16 protein-coding genes are annotated in these 15,475 nt (G+C 68.6%); 8 read left to right on the top strand and 8 right to left on the bottom strand.

What is annotated here, in order from left to right; all coding sequences use genetic code 11:
* The coding region (locus tag BM093_RS32245; protein WP_177238837.1) for an apiosidase-like domain-containing protein at positions 1–586 on the bottom strand (586 nt) is incomplete at its 3' end.
* Between the two features lie 656 nt (positions 587–1,242).
* Between BM093_RS32245 and BM093_RS35570 the strand changes: the two genes are divergently transcribed.
* From BM093_RS35570 to BM093_RS32235, 3 genes are all read left to right on the top strand, one after another.
* A complete protein-coding gene (locus BM093_RS35570) occupies positions 1,243–1,452 on the top strand; it encodes a hypothetical protein (RefSeq protein WP_143105656.1) in 210 nt (69 codons plus the stop codon).
* Between the two features lie 194 nt (positions 1,453–1,646).
* On the top strand, positions 1,647–2,009 hold the full coding sequence (locus BM093_RS32240) for a hypothetical protein (RefSeq protein ID WP_093356365.1): 363 nt from the start codon (positions 1,647–1,649) through the stop codon (positions 2,007–2,009).
* Positions 2,010–2,504: 495 nt separating this feature from the next.
* Positions 2,505–3,440: a hypothetical protein gene (locus BM093_RS32235; protein WP_093356363.1), complete on the top strand. Its 936-nt coding sequence runs from the start codon at positions 2,505–2,507 to the stop codon at positions 3,438–3,440.
* A 47-nt stretch (positions 3,441–3,487) separates the two neighbouring features.
* Here BM093_RS32235 and BM093_RS32230 read toward each other — a convergent pair whose 3' ends face one another.
* Together BM093_RS32230 and BM093_RS32225 are read right to left on the bottom strand one after the other, a co-directional pair.
* Positions 3,488–4,393, bottom strand: a complete 906-nt coding sequence (locus BM093_RS32230) for a TniB family NTP-binding protein (protein ID WP_093356370.1) — start codon at positions 4,391–4,393, stop codon at positions 3,488–3,490.
* Between the two features lie 5 nt (positions 4,394–4,398).
* Positions 4,399–6,096 carry a Mu transposase C-terminal domain-containing protein gene (locus tag BM093_RS32225; protein ID WP_093356359.1) on the bottom strand — a complete coding sequence of 566 codons (1,698 nt, stop codon included), beginning with the start codon at positions 6,094–6,096 and terminating at the stop codon, positions 4,399–4,401.
* A gap of 316 nt (positions 6,097–6,412) precedes the next feature.
* Between BM093_RS32225 and BM093_RS32220 the strand changes: the two genes are divergently transcribed.
* Entirely contained in the window at positions 6,413–6,988 is a 576-nt protein-coding gene (locus BM093_RS32220; protein ID WP_245773952.1) for a hypothetical protein, read from the top strand.
* A gap of 217 nt (positions 6,989–7,205) precedes the next feature.
* Here the strand turns inward: BM093_RS32220 and BM093_RS32215 are convergent, their stop codons facing one another.
* The 5 genes from BM093_RS32215 to BM093_RS32190 all read right to left on the bottom strand — a co-directional run bounded on the left by BM093_RS32215 (position 7,206) and on the right by BM093_RS32190 (position 12,605).
* Positions 7,206–8,618, bottom strand: coding sequence for an IS1380 family transposase (locus BM093_RS32215; RefSeq protein ID WP_093356355.1), 1,413 nt, complete (start codon positions 8,616–8,618; stop codon positions 7,206–7,208).
* A 629-nt stretch (positions 8,619–9,247) separates the two neighbouring features.
* Positions 9,248–10,249, bottom strand: coding sequence for an MsnO8 family LLM class oxidoreductase (locus BM093_RS32205; protein WP_093356348.1), 1,002 nt, complete (start codon positions 10,247–10,249; stop codon positions 9,248–9,250).
* Complete coding sequence (locus BM093_RS32200; RefSeq protein ID WP_143105655.1) at positions 10,246–11,433, bottom strand: DUF6545 domain-containing protein; 1,188 nt, start codon at positions 11,431–11,433, stop codon at positions 10,246–10,248. The genes BM093_RS32205 and BM093_RS32200 overlap by 4 nt, the downstream gene beginning before the upstream one ends.
* On the bottom strand, positions 11,430–12,077 hold the full coding sequence (locus BM093_RS32195) for a hypothetical protein (protein WP_093356341.1): 648 nt from the start codon (positions 12,075–12,077) through the stop codon (positions 11,430–11,432). Before BM093_RS32195 ends, BM093_RS32200 begins: the two co-directional genes overlap by 4 nt.
* Positions 12,078–12,080: 3 nt before the next feature.
* Positions 12,081–12,605 carry a hypothetical protein gene (locus BM093_RS32190; protein WP_093356337.1) on the bottom strand — a complete coding sequence of 175 codons (525 nt, stop codon included), beginning with the start codon at positions 12,603–12,605 and terminating at the stop codon, positions 12,081–12,083.
* A gap of 207 nt (positions 12,606–12,812) precedes the next feature.
* Between BM093_RS32190 and BM093_RS32185 the strand changes: the two genes are divergently transcribed.
* The 4 genes from BM093_RS32185 to BM093_RS38080 all read left to right on the top strand — a co-directional run.
* Positions 12,813–13,058 (top strand): hypothetical protein, encoded by a 246-nt coding sequence (locus BM093_RS32185; protein WP_143105654.1) that lies wholly within the window; start codon positions 12,813–12,815, stop codon positions 13,056–13,058.
* 104 nt (positions 13,059–13,162) lie between these two features.
* Positions 13,163–13,474, top strand: coding sequence for a hypothetical protein (locus BM093_RS32180; protein WP_093356331.1), 312 nt, complete (start codon positions 13,163–13,165; stop codon positions 13,472–13,474).
* Between the two features lie 350 nt (positions 13,475–13,824).
* Positions 13,825–15,339, top strand: a complete 1,515-nt coding sequence (locus tag BM093_RS32175) for a hypothetical protein (RefSeq protein WP_093356327.1) — start codon at positions 13,825–13,827, stop codon at positions 15,337–15,339.
* Positions 15,336–15,475, top strand: a 140-nt coding sequence (locus BM093_RS38080; RefSeq protein ID WP_177238836.1) for a DnaB-like helicase N-terminal domain-containing protein, incomplete at its 3' end; no start/stop codon positions are given. The genes BM093_RS32175 and BM093_RS38080, both read left to right, overlap by 4 nt.

Here is a 15,475-nt window from a genome sequence, read left to right as displayed (position 1 = left end):
CGGCGAACCACTCGGCCGAGGATTGATCGCCGCGCGGGTGGTAGGTCTTGATCTGCGTGCCGCCGGTGGCGTCGAGACCGTCGGCCAGCTCGGCCCACAGCTGCTCTTCCCCGTCAGCGGGGTGGTCACCGCCGAGGGTCCAGGCGACGTTGTCGCGGGCACCGAACCGCTCCCCGAGGAACTCCCCATAGCCGCGGGCCGTCGATTCCGTGATCGCAGAGCCGGTCTGCTTGTCGCCCCACACGGGGTGGACCGCCAGATACATCTCGCGCGCGGCAGCCGCGTCGATCGCGAACTCCATCCGATCCCAGAACTCGTCGTTCTCGGCCGCGGCGTCCACGGTGTCACCGGGGGACTCGGCCCCGGCCTGGGGAAACATCGCCACCGTCTGGACGACGTTGAACCCCTGCTCAGCACGAACGTCGAGATACTCGGTGATCTCGTCCTCGCTCAGCTTGCCCAACATCGCCCACGCGGTGTCGGCCAGCCAGAAGAACGGCTCACCGTCCGCGGCCAGGAACCGGCCGTCGACCTGCAGATACGGCGGATCGCTGGCGGACGACTGGGCGTCGGCCGCACGATGCACCGCACGGTCGCTTCCGGGGGCCGAGAGCAGGCCGGCGCTCACGGCCAGCGCAACTGCCGCACAGACCGAGACCGTCGGCCTGGGCAGGCCGAGTTGTCGAGCCCACACCTCGAACTCCTGGATCAGCTCTGCCGAGGCGAGCAGGCGCCGGACCCGGCCAGGCTCCCCGCGCAGGCCGGGTCCAGCACGCGAGACGCGCTGCCGCACTTCCTCATAGGGCGGGACTGTACCCCGTGCGTATCAACTTTAGTCACCGAGAAGATACGACCGTGACCTGAGAGCGGGCTCAGGCCGCAGGCACTGGCCGGCGCCTCGCTGGCGGTCAACGCCACGACGCTGTCTCCGTTCGTGCCCCTGCCGCTCAATTCGAAACGGGCCACGACACAATTAGCAAGAACGATGCAGCGTAGAGATCGTGGAGGTTTAACGTGAAGACGTTAAAGCGTCGAGCGAATCGACGGGGGATTCGCCAGTGGCCCGGTGGTGTGATCGCAGAGAGCGCGCGTGAAGCGCTCGTGACCTGGGCGGAGCATCACGACGTGCAGGTCAGCGGGTCGAAGCATCCGTGCCTGCACTGGCTTGCAGGGCGCCGATGCCCCGAGCTAATTCGAAATCACCACCTCCGGCGCATTAGCGTTTCATGCCCTACGCTGGACATGTTCGACCATCAGCTTGCCTGGATTCGCAATGGCAGACCCCTGGTGATCACCGCGGCGAACTACTCCCCCGTCGTCGAGCTGCACGACAGGATCGGCCCCCACGCAGAGGGACTCGGGCTGCGCGTCGACTGCGAGCAGCCGGGTTGGTACGGGCACGGAACGGCACACATCGAGGTCTGGGCACCATCCCACCGGCCCGGCGCTTGATGACCCCGTTGCCGCGGTGCTCAGGGCGGCTGAACGGCAGGTGCTGCCGCGGTGGTCTGTCGACCATCTTGCCCTCGACTCCCGTGGTCACCGTGGGGAGAGTGCCGCCGCCCAGGTCATCACAACGTGGAGTGTCGGAGTCCCGTGCCAAGGTGGTGGCCCGCAGGTGAAGGGGTATACAAGGGAGGTTCGGGATGGCGGCACCGTTGGAGCTGTTCCCCCGTGCGAGGGTCAGCCCCGAAGGGTTCGCCCAGGAGCGGGTCGATCACTTCACCGGCCGCCGTCTGCGTATCGGCCGGTCCGGCATCGTGCACGAGGTGACCTGGCGGCCGTGGCTCGGCGAGCTGATCCTACCCGTGCCCGCCTGCCACCAGGGCTGGTCGGGATTCGCCGCCTCCGGGGACCTCATCGCCACCGACGACCCGGCCACCTGCCGAAAATGCGCTCGCCGAGCCGCACAGCTCCCGCTCGCGGAGCCGGTCGCGCAGGCAGCGTTGTTCGAGCTGGAGCACTCACCGAATCCCCCGTCCCAGGAGTGTCCGAATCAGCGTCAGTGAAATGCTGGCGCTATGGCGACCCCGCCCCGGATCACCGATGTCGATGTCTGAAGTCGGCTGCACGAATGCGCGGAGTGCGGTGCGCGGACAGCGCACTGGCGAAGCTCCAGTCGCGGTAGTCTGATCCTGCCACGTCGGACGGCGATGGAGCGCTCGGCCCCGGTCGGTCGGCGGGGTCCGAGCGTCGCGGCGGGCGTAACCCTCCGCCGGCGCTCTCAGCTCCCGGCACACCGCAGGCGGCTGCTCGTCCACGGGCGGCTCGGTCACCGGCGAGCCGTGGTCGTCGGAGCGCGCGCCGGCACTCGTCTCGGCGGGTTCGATGGCGTGCGGGGCGCTCACGCCGACCAGCTCCACACGGCTTCGTCGCGGTACCGGCGCGGCCCACGCCCCCCACCGCGCTGACAGAGCGTTGTGGGCAGTCTGTGCCCGACACACGGAGCCCGAAATGCCGTCAGGAATCCGCGGACGGTGGCCTAGGGCCCTACTGTGGGAGCGGTGGCGACCTTCCCGCCCGTTGGGGACTTAGAGCGCGACGACGCCTTGCGCCGTATCGCTCGCCGCCATCTGGACTGCGATGATCCTCGCTGGTCAGAGGCGGGGGCCGACGGCGACGATGCCGCCCGGGACGTGCTGGGCTATCTGCGCCGCCACCGCGGGCGGTTCCCCCGCCAGGTCGTCGACGCCGACGCCTGGGACCAGCTGGTGCTCTCGGCCTGGGTCTACTGGGACGAACGCCGCCGCGAGGCTGAGCTGATCCGGCATGCGCTCTCGCGCGGACTGTCGCTGCGTGAGGTCGGCGCCTTCGTCGGGCTGCGCTCCCGTCAAGGAGTGCGTGATCATCTCGACTCGTTGGAAGCCCGCCTGCACGAGTACTACCGGCTGACCCGCGAATCCCGCGCGCCGGCTCGGCCGGAGGTGGGCGGCGCCGAGCTTCTTATGCCCGACACAAGCGAGCCCGACGAGGACGGTGACGACAGCGCTCCGCGCCGGGCCCGCAACCCCTACTACCGGTTCACGAATCGCCCCAGGGCCGAGCGTGGGGCCGATGGGCGCTACACGCGTGCCCGCCGGGCGGCCGCGGCCGCGCGCCCGGCCCGCGGACGCTGGATCGCCGACCATCGAGACCGCGTCAGCGCCGTGCTGGGCGAGCTGCTCATCCAGGCTGACCGGGTCGGGATACCCGCGGTGGAGGGCGATGTCGGCGCTCCTGCCACCGTCGGGGATTACCTGGCCTGGGTCCAGGAGGATCTCCCCGACGACGTTGACGACGGCACCTTCTCCGCGGTCGGGCTCGCCCTCGGCGAGCTACGCGCCCACCCGGAGATCATCTGCCGCTCCGGTAACCACGGCATCCACCAGGCCATCGCTGCCGCTGACCGGCTGCGCGCAGACTATGGCGAACTGGCCGCCACCGCCGCCGGCGGCGGGTGACCCGCGCCGGCCACCGGCGCTGGCACACGGTTCGGCAGGCAGGCAGGTCAGCTCAACGCCCGGGTGAACGCTCGACGGCGCTCGGTGGGGCCGAGGTAGTCGGCCTGGCCCAGCGTCGTCGCGTTGATGGCCTCCTCACCGGTGGTGATCGCGACTGTGGCGGCCTGGCAGAGCAGCGTGGCGAGCTCGCCGATGGTGCCTTCGCTGCGCTCGATCAGGTAGCGCGTCATCTCGGGGGTGGTGATGGGTGAACGGCGCCGCAGCGGGAACGAGGCGGCGAAGCTGGCCAGCAACGACCGGGCCTGCTCGTCGGGAGCCCAGCGCGGCAGCACCAGCGGCGCGAACCTGTTCTCCAGCTGGTCGTCCGAGCGCAGAGCCAGATGCGCGTCGTGGGTGCCGACCCCCACCAGAGGGATGCGCAGGGCATTGCCCAGGTGGCGCAACAGGTTGAGGAACTCACGACGCCGCGCGGTGTTGCCGGCCAGCATGTTGTGCAGCTCGTCGAGTACGAGCAGGCCCACGCTGCACTCCTCGAGGTCGGCCAGAGCCCTGCGTTCGAGTTCGGCGGCTGGGGCGCGGGGCCACACTTCCGTGTCCAGAGCGGAGAGCACGGCGCTGTAGAAGCGTGTCAGGGTGGGGTTCGACGGCGTCTGCATCACCAGCACTGGGACGGTCATCGCTCCGTCCTTGGCGAAGCGGGGATGGTCTCGCTGGAACTTCTCGATGATCATCGACTTGCCGTTGTTGGTGGGGCCGACGATCAGCAAGTTGGGCATGCGCTGCTTGCGCGGCCACCGCAGCAGGGTCTCCAGGCGGGCCAGCGCGTCGGCGGCGCAGTGGTAGCCGATCCACCGGTCGGCGCGCACGTGCTGGAGCCGTTCCTCGTCGGGTAGGTGCGCCGCGTCCTGCGCCGACGGGTGCAGATGGGACAGATCCCAGGCCGCGCTGCTCACACTGGTCACCACTGCTCGATGTCGGCAAACGGCACGGCCGGCGGGCTCGGCTCGGCACCGGTCGGATCTGTCGCAGAGTCCGGCGGGTCGGGCGGTGGACTGGCGTCGGATGCCGCCTCTGCCGCCACGGTGGACCGGCCGGGTCGCCGGGCCCGGTCCCGGCGCGTTCGACGGGTGGATCGGGCCGCGGTGTCGGTGATCTGGCGCATCGCCTCGACGGTGTCGAACAGGGCCTTCTCGTCGACCTCGCCGCGGCCGAGCTCGCGTAACCGACCGGTCGCGGCCCGGTGCTCCCACAGGCTGATCGCCGGTCGTGCCAGGTTGCGGTAGCCCACGGTCAGGTAGGCGTTGCTGTCCGGGTCGAGGACCCACACCCGCGACAGGTCGCGGGGGTCACGGCGTACCAGCAGCCGATCCAGCTGCCGGCGTCGGGCGATCAGCGGCTTGAGCGCGTCGCTGAAGTACTGCACGTGATCGATGGTCACACCGGTGCGGGTCAGCCGGCGGCGCAGCACGGGCAGAAAGTCGACCAGAAACGCGTGCGGGTTCGCAACCGTGGCTGGCGGGTTCTGGGCGGCCTGCTGCACCCACACCGCGCCCGGTGGGCGCGACAGGGCCTCGTGAACCTGCCCGTGGTAGACGGCGACCGCGAACGCCAGCCACCGCTGCAGCTCGTCGAGGGTTAGGCAGGCGGTGGTCTCGCTGTCGTAGCCGCCGCGCTCGGCCGGATTGGAGAACGTCGTCCCCGGCAGCTCGTGGACCTCTCGCATCAGCGTGCCGACCAACCGCTCCACCACTCCCCCGAAGTGCGGCTGTCCAGGCGGTCGGTAACGCAGCTCGATGCCGTGCTCGTCGCAGCCTCGGCGCAGGGCCTCGCTGTGGAACTCCGCGCCGTTATCGACATACAGCTGGGCCGGTTTGCCGGCCATCGGCCACTCCACATCGGCTTCGAGCTGGGCAAGCCAGGTGCGTTTGTCAGCGGCCATGTGCGCCAGGCACAGCCCCACCGAGGTCGCCGAGGGCGCCTCGAGCGTGACTACCATCCCGGTGACCGTCCGAGACGCCACATCGATCCCGACCGTCAGATACGGCCGACCGATCGGCGCCCGCTCCCGCTCGTCGACCACCACCAGGTCGATCACAGTGTGATCGACCTGCACCTGCTCGAGAAGCCGCGTCGGCGCCGGCACCTCTCCGCCTGCAGACCCCAGCGCCCGGGCGGCGTCGGCGCCCTCGCGCGCCACCGTCGTGGCGCGCGGGTCCAGCGCTGCGATCCTCCGTTCCACCGTGCCCCGCGACGGCGCCCGAAGCCCACGCAGCCGGCACGCCCGCACGATCGCGCGGTGTACCGAGGCCACCGACCGGCGCTGCCGAGTCAGATACCGCGCGCGCAGCACGTCCTGGAGCACCGTCTCGACGTCGTCGGCGACCCGCCCGCATCCGCGGCCACCACTCGAACGCCGAGGCAACAGGTCCGAGACCGCGCCTGCTCCGGCCCGCCACCGCGCGACCAGCGTGTAGACCTGACGACGCGAGACCCCCAACCGGGCAGCGGCCTCGTCCGCCGCCTCGTGCCCAAGCACCTCCGACGCGGTGAGTTTCCCGATCACCGCAGCTCGCTCACGTGCCAGTGACCAGTCCGCCTCCGACGCGGTCAGCAGCCCGCGCTCAGCGGCAGCTCCCGCACCATCGTCCCCGGGCATCGCCAGACCTCGCACTGTGAACAGGACTTCAGGACGAGCGAACGGTAGTGCACACCAGTTCGGACATCCCCACGACACGCAGACCTGTGCACCGCGAGCGAGATCCGCAGGCCATCCGTGCAGCCGACTTCGGAAATCGACAACCGACGCCGAGCGCGATGCTGCGATCACGCGGATCGTCGAACGGCACGACCGCATCGACGATCCGCGCAGGTCAGAGCTGGGCAGCGACCCTCGTGACGTCGTCACCTTCGTCCTCAACCGAGGCCCGGCCGGTGTCCCACGATGGGTCCAGGCCGCTGACCACCACGACGCCGTGGTGCTGTCCAGCTGGTGCTGGTGGGAGGAGCGGCGCCGGGAACGGCGCCTGCTCCGCCAAGGAATCACGCTCGGGCTGTCGGCGACCGAGCTAGGAGCCCCGCTCGGGATCCGTTCTCGGCAAGGGGTCCGCGATCGTCTGGACCGTCTCGACGCCCTACTGACCAGCGACCGGCCCGATGAGCAGCTCGGGCGCGAAGCCCGCCGCGCGGCCCGCCAGCGAGACGCCGGCCAGAACTGGCTCGATCAGCATCGCAGCGAGATCCGGCCGATACTCCTCGCGCTTGTCGGGCAGGCCCGCTGGCTGTTGGACGAGGCCGAAGGGGCTGAGCAGGCAACGCCCGGCGGCAACTCCGCCCGCGCGGGGGCGGACGACATCCGAGACTGGGCCGACGAACTCGGCATCGACTGCGAGGATGACCTCCTCACACCGGCCACGCTCGCTCTGGCTGGCCTACTGGCCGCCGAGCTCCGAGCACATCCGTCGACGATGGCACTGGACCACCGTCACCGCCTCCGCACGGTCCTTACCCAGGTGGAGGGCCTCCGGGCGTCGCTGGCATCGGCGCGGTAGGGACCTCGTAGACCCGTACCTTCGTTGGCTCGCACGACCCATCGTGGTCGTTGCCGAGTCAAGGTGAGGCCAGGTCGCTAACCCCGGTGATTCACGTCGGTGCTGGTTGATCTTGGTCCTGGCCGGTTCGAACGTTCGTGGTGTGTGGGCATGCGGGATCCTCCGGCCTGCTGTTCTGCCGGGTGCTCCGTCCTGGTCGTCGCTGTGTGGGGTCGGGTCAGCCTGCTGGGACAGGCAGGGCGTGGAGCCGGCCGAACGCGGCCGCGAGCTCCTCGGCCCAGGGCCAGCTGCGCTGGATCCGGACACGGACCCGACGGCCACCCCGAGCAAGGCGGGCGGCGACGTGCAGCAGCCGGTAGCGCAGGGTCTTCGGTTCGGCCTTGGCCAGCTCGCCGTCGAGGAGCAGCTGCTGGGTGAAGGTGAGTAGGTCGACCGCGAGCATGGTGACCGTCAGCCACGCTTGGTTGATCGCGAAGTCGCGGGAGGGGAAGTGGCCCAGACCGGTGTCTTTGCCGGTGCGGATGCGGTCCTCGACTCGGGCGTGCGCGCGGTGGCGGGCGTCGAGGAAGGCCAGTTGCCCGGCGCGGGTGTCGGTGGCGAAGCAGGTGTAGCGCCACCCGTCCTGTTCTTCCATAAGGTCGAGCTGGGCGCCGGGGTGCGGGCGTTCGCGGCGCACGATTACCCGTGTCCCGTCCGGGTAGCCGGCCAATGCGGTGGCGGGTAGCAGCCCGGTGATCTCCGCGACCGCGGCACTGTCGCGGGGTTCGCCGTGGGTGTCGATCGCACCCGTCCAGATGCGTTTGCCCAGGGCGGTGATCGCGGCGCGTTCCCGGTCGGTGATCGACCAGCCGACGGAGAACTCGCAGGACACGCCCTGCTCACGCAGACCACGCAGGTGCGCCAGGAACGCACGCGTGCAACCGGCGGTGTCGGCCCGGATCAGGATCGGGTGTCCATGCCGGTAGCTGTCGGGGACCTGGGCGAGCGCGTCGTCGAGGACGGTGATGTGGTCGGCGGCGGTGTTCGCCCCGGCGTTGCCGCGGCGCAGCCGGCCGGCGAGGAACTCGCCGGTGTTGTCGCAGAACGCGAGCATGGGGTGGTAGCCGAACGAGCCCTTGAATGTGGGTGCGGCCTGCTCCTTCTCCGAATGCGCGATCACGATCGTCGCGTCCAGATCGATCACCAGTGTCTCGCCGAGGTCGCGGCCGGCGACCCGTGATGCCGGGAACGCGTGCCCGTGGGTCTCGGCGTGCTGGGCCCACACCACCTCACGCGCCCGGGCCCGGGCTGCGGCTACTGAGGCCAGGAGCCGTTCGTCGATGCGGTCGAGTAGCCGCCAGCAGGTCGAGTCCGATGCCACAGCACCGAACACCGCAGGCTGATCAGCCAGGACTGCAACGTCGGAGATCGTGGAAGCACCGTCGGCCACAGCGACGGCCATGTCGACCAGGACCCGACCGGGGTCGTGGCGGGTCCGCGGTCGGCGCAGCCCGCTCAGCACCTGCGCCAGCTCTGCGGTCAGCGTGGTCCGGTCGGCGACATCGGCCAGCAACCGGGACCCGATATGGGAGACCACCCCGTCTCCGTCGGCGGTGACGATGATCTTCGGACGTGTGGTTGTAGCCTGCACCTGGAAAGTGCCCCCTCGACCCGGCGGACGTAGCCCTCAGCAAGCTCTGTCCTACCTGGTCACGGGGCACTTTCTGCGTTCGGGTCCCTGATCAACCTTCAAGATCATGAAGAACCAGGGCTAAGCGGGGGCGCGACCCCGCATCCCGTCACTTATGAGAAGCGTTCCGCCGAATGACGTGCACTAGCCATCGTGGCTACAGCGTCGCGAACCTGCTCAGCCGCGGAACCCAGGGCTTGCAGGAGGTCCGCCGCCTCGCCATCGCCATCTATGTCGGAAGCTGCACTCCCCTCGGATGCGATAACGCAGTCTCGTGCGCGGTGGCGAACTTGGAGGAGGACCTGGTCCAGGCGTCCTAAGCCGGCGCAGAGCGCAGAGATAAGACGGTGCAGGTCCTTACCGCAGGGCACGGCCGTATGAGCCTGGGACTGCTGTGTCGCGTGGGCGAGGAAACGGGTGACTCGATCGATTTCCTCTGCCGCTTCCAGAACATGGGCAGGAGTGAACGGCCCGGCAACGGACCATGCCAGTTCTCTAATGCCGCTGTCCGGGGCTAGGCGGATCGTGTCAGGCGCCTCGACATCGCTCGTAGCCCAAGAATTAGTCCAATCCATTGGCGATATCCCCCGTTAGCGTGCCTCGGAAGTCAACAGCTTCATCGACCTGAGCTTGCACTCGTGGTCGTAGATAGGCATTCTCAGGATCAGTTCATCCGCGCCGGTTCTCGACAGGAACTCTGCCAGCTCGAAGCGCACTCGTTCTTTGCTGCCGATGATGAATCCATCGGTAGCCCGATGGAATTGTCGGAGCCCGTTCTTATCCGTTGGTTTGTGTTTCTGTGCGACGTGAGGATCAGGCAGCTTCATCTTCCTGCCCCATAATCTGCTTGCGACTGATTTCAGGCGGTACGAACTCGCGAGAAATTCTGCTTCTTCGTCGGTATCGGCGGCGATCACGCCGACCCAAGCCGCAAGGTAGGGGGCTTTGCCATCGGTGCTCGAGAACGCCATCCGATATGTCTCAGCCGCTCCTGCGGTGTCATCCTGATTGTAGAATCCGCCGAAGGCGTACGGAAGGCCGAGAGCTGCAGCGAGCTGCGCGCTGTCCTCGCTGCCACCGAGCATCCATAGCTGCGGCTCATTGCCGAAGCCGGGGACAGACCGCACCTTGTCGGTAAGCTCTTGCGCGAAGTACGAACGCAGAAGCCTGACCTGCTCGGCGAACCCTGCTGTAGTGGCATCCGTATCGGCGCGCACAGCAAATTGCGCCGCGCGGGGCCCGCCGGCGCCGCGACCCACTGCTAGGTCGATGCGATCGGGATGGACTGCCTCTAGAGTGCCAAACTGCTCGGAGATGACGAGCGGAGAGTGATAGGGAAGCAGCACGCCGCCGGCGCCAACGCGGATTCGTTGAGTCGTGCTGGCGACCAGGGCGGCCAAGACCGCTGGAGCGCAGCTAGCGACTCCCCTCATGCCATGCAGCTCAGCCGCCCAGTAGCGGGCGAAGCCGAGCTCGTCGGCGAGCTGAGCGAGCTCTAGAGAGTTCTGCAGGCTCTGCCGTGCGGTCGAGCCATCGACGATGGGCGAGGTGTCATGGACCGCGAGGCGTGATGGGCTGATCGGCTCGGTCATCTACGTCCGTCCGGGACTGGCTGTTCCGTCAGCACGCCTCTGTGAAGGAGGTCGTTCTGTAGCTCGAGCATCCACTGCGCCCTTGCCTCCCACTGCGAGGCAGGGAAGTCAGGCTCCCACTGGGGGAGCTCGTGCTCGTCGAACGTGGTGGGAGCGGCGGACGTCGCCCATGGCGAATCCGCAGCTGCCCGCCTCACCCGCAGCGCGGACGCAACGTGGTCGGCGACCGAGCCGTCCTCAGCGGGAAGGTCCCACTCGGCGAGATAGGCGAGCCCGTCCGACACCTCGATCATCGTGCGACCGATCTCGGGGTTCGGGGCCTCAGTAGAGCGCCTGCTCGGCAGTGCTACGTCTGGGAACTCGCCGATCAGCGTTCTCCGCAGGGGCTGAAGTGCGTCGGCATACCAGTTCTTGCGGTCAAGCTCTCGGCGTTCGCTGACACGAGCCCTGAGTGAAGCCAGTGGGATCGAGACGAGCGCCAGAACTAGAAGGATCTGCCCTCCGATGCGGCCAGTATTGTAGAGGTCGCTCATCACGGGCCATTTGGAACCGGGATAGGCAATGTAGAGGCCCTGCCGGACCAATGAGACGCCATTCACGCCGATGGCCATGACGCCCATCGCGACAATGATTCCAATTGCTGCTGTCCGCGCCCATTTGTGAGCTAGCAGCCGGAGGTAGCTGACTGCCCTGGCGGCGCCGATGGACCATGCCAAGATCGGGTAGAACGCTGTACCAATATAGTAGATGATGTTGCGAGCGGTGAGATAGCTGTCCGGGTCTCTGTCGCGCCCGAAGAAGTCTGGGGCGGCCGTGTATAGGGCGAGAAGTCCCGGCACGAGAAATGCCATATACAGGGCGAATTCGGCAACGGCCTGCCTGCGGATGCGCTTGGGGTCGCGACACTCGTTCCCGACCTGAGCGAGAAGGAAGAAGACCGAAAAGCAGTAGAAAAGCAGGGTCCATGCGATATTGGTGAACGATACCGCGCGAAGTACGTCGTGGATTGGCGCCGTGAGCGGGAAATCGGCGACCGACATCGTCATGATGAACGCAAGAGTCGTGACGCCGACGGCCAAGGTTTTCAAAGCTGCGTCGCCACTGTTGTGGCGGACTTGGTGCCATTGCCACATGGTGAGTGCGATGAGTACGACAGAGGCGATAGCCTCGAACCAGAAGATCATCGAGACCTCCATCGTGAGGCAACCATCCCGAGAGTGGCGGCGACGCCGCGTTCGGCGTGCCATGTTGACCGGCGAATGTATTCGTGGGGACGTGGACGCAGCGCTGCTAGGCGTGCGAACTCTGTGGCCCCCGTCTCGGCTTCCCACTCGTGATCGAGCGAGTACTGAAGGCCTGTCTCGGCGGCGTCACCGTCCTCGTCCAGCAGCGCCCCACAGGTGAGGGCGGCAGAGTCCTCCGTGTCGAGGTGACCAAGTAGCAGGTGGGTGACCTCGTGGTAGATCACTAGCTCCTGTTGGGCTAGCGGTGCGCGGGAGTCGTAAAGGATCCGATCATACCCAGGTGCGGCCAACAGATGACCAACAACGGTCAGACCACCGAGGTCAGCGCCTTGGACCTTGATACGTCGCTGGCGACGCTCCGCCAGCGCCTCGCATAGCTGCCAGGCGTCGATGGGAGGTGCCAAACCGAGCTCATCCAGCAGATCCGCGCAGCGGACCCGAAGTTCGTCCTCCGTATGCAGAATCGCTCGCTCCTCACGGGCAGTAGCTGTGACCGTATGGAGCGTATCGACCAGCGAGCGGCAGCCGATCAGCGCAACGCCGTGCGACCGCCTGGCGGAGGGGTCGGGTGACGTGTCGCCCATTGCCTACGCGAAGCCCTGCTCGTCCTCGTCGTCGCGGAGCGCCTTCGCGAGCGCCTGCATCATCTTCGCCCGCTTGCGACGGTCCCCATGCGCACCACGATGTGCCGCGCGGGTAACCCCCGACTCCCGCATGGCACGTTGCAAGTCCAGGGCGGCGTCGCGCTCGAGCCTCGCGGCTTCAGCCGCCTCGGCTAGGGCGGCATCGCGCTGACGAGCTCGTTCCGCAAGCTCGCGTTCGATGGCCGGGTCGACCTCGTCATCGACGAGATAGCCTGGTCGGACGCCGAAGAACCAGCCGATGCTTTCGAGGGTCTTCGAGGTCGGGTTGCTCTTGATCCCGCGCCGAAGCTCGCTCAGGTGGGACTCGGAGAGGTCCCTGCCGCTTGCCCGGCACGCTGCGACGACCTCTCGGTTCCGCCACTGACGCTGCGGTGCGTCCGGCGGCCAGCTGGCATCGAAGAGCCGCTCAAGGCGGAGCGCGATCGTTGTTGACGGCGAAGCCACGCTGCCGCCGTCGTCTTCAGTCATCCCGCTTCCCCCTCGGCTTGCATCTGCATGTGCAGCGCCTACTGTGCCACAGCGAAGTTCGCCAATCCACTTGGATGGTACAACTTCGCTGAAGCGGTTTTCCGTGATAGACACTGTGCAGGCACCGCTTCGGCAACGTCGCCCTCCGGGCGTCACGAACGCCGAGGGCGGCTCCTCCGCCCGTGACAGGACAGAGAGGACATGCAGGTGTACAAGACCCTCGAGGCGTTGGGCTACTCGCCCGATCGCGATGTCGCACCGACCCTTGAGACGTCGTTCGCGGCAGAGGGATCGGACTTCCTCCGCGACGACCTATTCACTGCTGCGCTCGACCTGTTGCTAGCAGCGCGCTCGGTCTCGTGCCTGGCACCTGCCGAGGCACTTCTCGAGCCCGCCGCCCGAGTGAGGCGCGTCCGGGCAGCCCTGCAGGCGCTCAGCGAACAACTCCCGTGACGGACAGCGATCGGACCGGATACGGAGAGTGGTCGCGAATGCGTTCCGAGACCTTCGGCGCGTCGCATCAGCCTGTAACAAGTACTGCTGACAGGATGCACCCCATGAGCGAGCGGAGGCGGCGGCCCAACGGGGCCGCGAAGCGCTACAAGGGGCCGAGGGAGCTGGTCGGCACGCGTGTGCCGCCGGAGATCACCGACCGGGTCGACGCCAAGCGCAGCGACCTCGGGCTGACGCGCAACGACTACTTGTTCGCGGCGTTGCTCGTGGCGTTCGAGCGGCCCGATGAGATCCAGGCCGCAGCCGCCACGCTCGCAGACATGCTCCCCAACCGGCGTACGAGCCCTGAGAACGACCAGCTGCATCTCGCCGAGGGGCCACCACCTCACGAGGAGGCGCTCAGACGGTCTGCTTGACCTCGGTCGCCGCCCGCAGCGGCGTCACGACAATCGAACATCCGGGCTGAGTGCATACCCCTGAAATGCGCTAGGGCCCGTCCCTCCGGCCAAGAGGAACGGGCCCAACGTAACGGGGTTCGGAGCGCCAACTCCTACACCCAGCCCCTCCCAGAAGGGAGGCGCAACGCTTGCCTGCGCGCTCTCATAGTAGCGCGCGTCCCGAAGTTCGCACAGCACCATCGCGCTGTGCGTCACGTGAGTCGAACCCCAACACGGGATCTCGACTCCTCGTGCAGCCCGTTCTGCCACTACCGGCAGGGCTGCCGACGTCCTGGCCGACCCATCCGGGGACGATCGCTCTCCCCCAGATGTGCGTCAGCTGCCGACGTCGGTCGGGAATCGCGCGCAACACCCCGCTCCGGTCGATCGTCTGCGCGCCGTGCTGGTTCGCCGGCGGCGGCGACATCTCCCCCTCCGAGCTCACCGACACCACCGAGGCCGACGCCGCGGCCGCCGACGAGCTGCTCGCCGGTGTCGCGACCCTGCTCCCCCGCACCGCGCTGGACTGGTTCCGCGCCCTGCTCGCCTCGGCCTGGTACCAGCAGGTCCGCCGCGACGCCGCCGAACGGCTGCGCGGCCTGCTCACCGAACTCGCCCGCCGCGCCGACTGGGACGACCACACCAGCTGGCCCACCTGGGACCGCCTGCAGCACGCCAGCGGATGGCGACGCAGCAGCACCGCCCGCTGGCTGGCCGAACTCCAGCACCACGGCTGGCTGCTGCGCGTCGAGGGCGGCACCACCCCGCAGTTCCGCCCGCTGGCCCTGCAGCACCTCTCCGGCAACCGGGCCGCGGTCTACCAGCTCCGCGTCCCCGCCTCAGAGGCCGCCGAGCAGGCCATCCCGACCAAGCCAGACCCGCGCGACCAGAGCGCCGAACCCGACGCTGCACAGGCCACTACCGACACAACTTGGACCCCAACCCACACACCTAAAGATCTTTCTAAGACTTCTACAGAGGTTCCTACACGCGCGAGAGCGTCCGTCCACAGTTCCCAGGTCAGCCCACCTTTCCGAGGCGGATACGGCCCTGACGGGCCGGGCCAGGAGGAGAAGCAGGGCGGCCACTTCGATCGTCGGGTCCCGGTCACCGGCGCCGAGATGCTCGCCGCGGCCACCGAGCTGCGCACCGACCCGGCCCTGCGCCGCCTGACCCCGCGCTGGATCCGCTCCATCACCCGCACCTGGTGGCAGGCCGGCTGGACCAACAACGACCTGCGCTACGCCCTCGCACACCGGCCCCGCCACGACGGCCCCGCCGAACCCGCCTATCGCTGCCCCGCCCACCAGCTGCGCAGCCCCGACGGCTGGCTGCGCCACCGCCTGAGCTGGTGGCGCGACACCCACGGCCCGCTCGTCTCGCCCACCGTCGACGCCCGCCAGCGCCGCTCGGCCGCCCTCACCCGCGGCCATGCCGCCGCCCAGCGGCTGCCCTACGGCGCCACCGACCTGTCCCCCACCGACCTGCCCGCCACCACCACCGAGCGCACCACCGCCGAATCCCAGCTCGTGCGCCGCTGGGCCCGCGAGTTCCACGCCCGCCGCAACGCACCCCGCCCGGACGCCGAGGTCGCCACCCCGCAGAGCCGCACCAGCCACCTGACCCAGATCAGCAAGACGCTCGATGAGGCGAGGGGCGCCCGCCCCACCGCTCAGAGCGAGCCGGTCGCGGAGCAGCCGGCACCCACCACGGCCGCCCCAGCCCAGCCGCACGAGCCGACCACCGGCAGCGCACACGAGCGGGCCCTCGCCCGCGCCCGCGCCGACCGCGCCAACGGACCACGCCGCACCCCCCGCCCCTTCCGCGCCCGGAGGTTCCGATGACCGCCCAGCCCATCGACACCACTCCCCCGGCCACCCACACCACCTTCGACCGCCAGCCACCGCAGGACCTCACGGCCGAGCAGTCGGTGCTGGGCGGCATGCTGCTGAGCAAGGACGCGATCGCCGACGTCGTCGA

Source organism: Pseudonocardia ammonioxydans (assembly GCF_900115005.1).
Taxonomy (GTDB): Bacteria; Actinomycetota; Actinomycetes; order Mycobacteriales; family Pseudonocardiaceae; genus Pseudonocardia; species Pseudonocardia ammonioxydans.
Note: the sequence above shows the minus strand (reverse complement) of the source record. Positions and strands in the feature narration are given on the sequence as shown.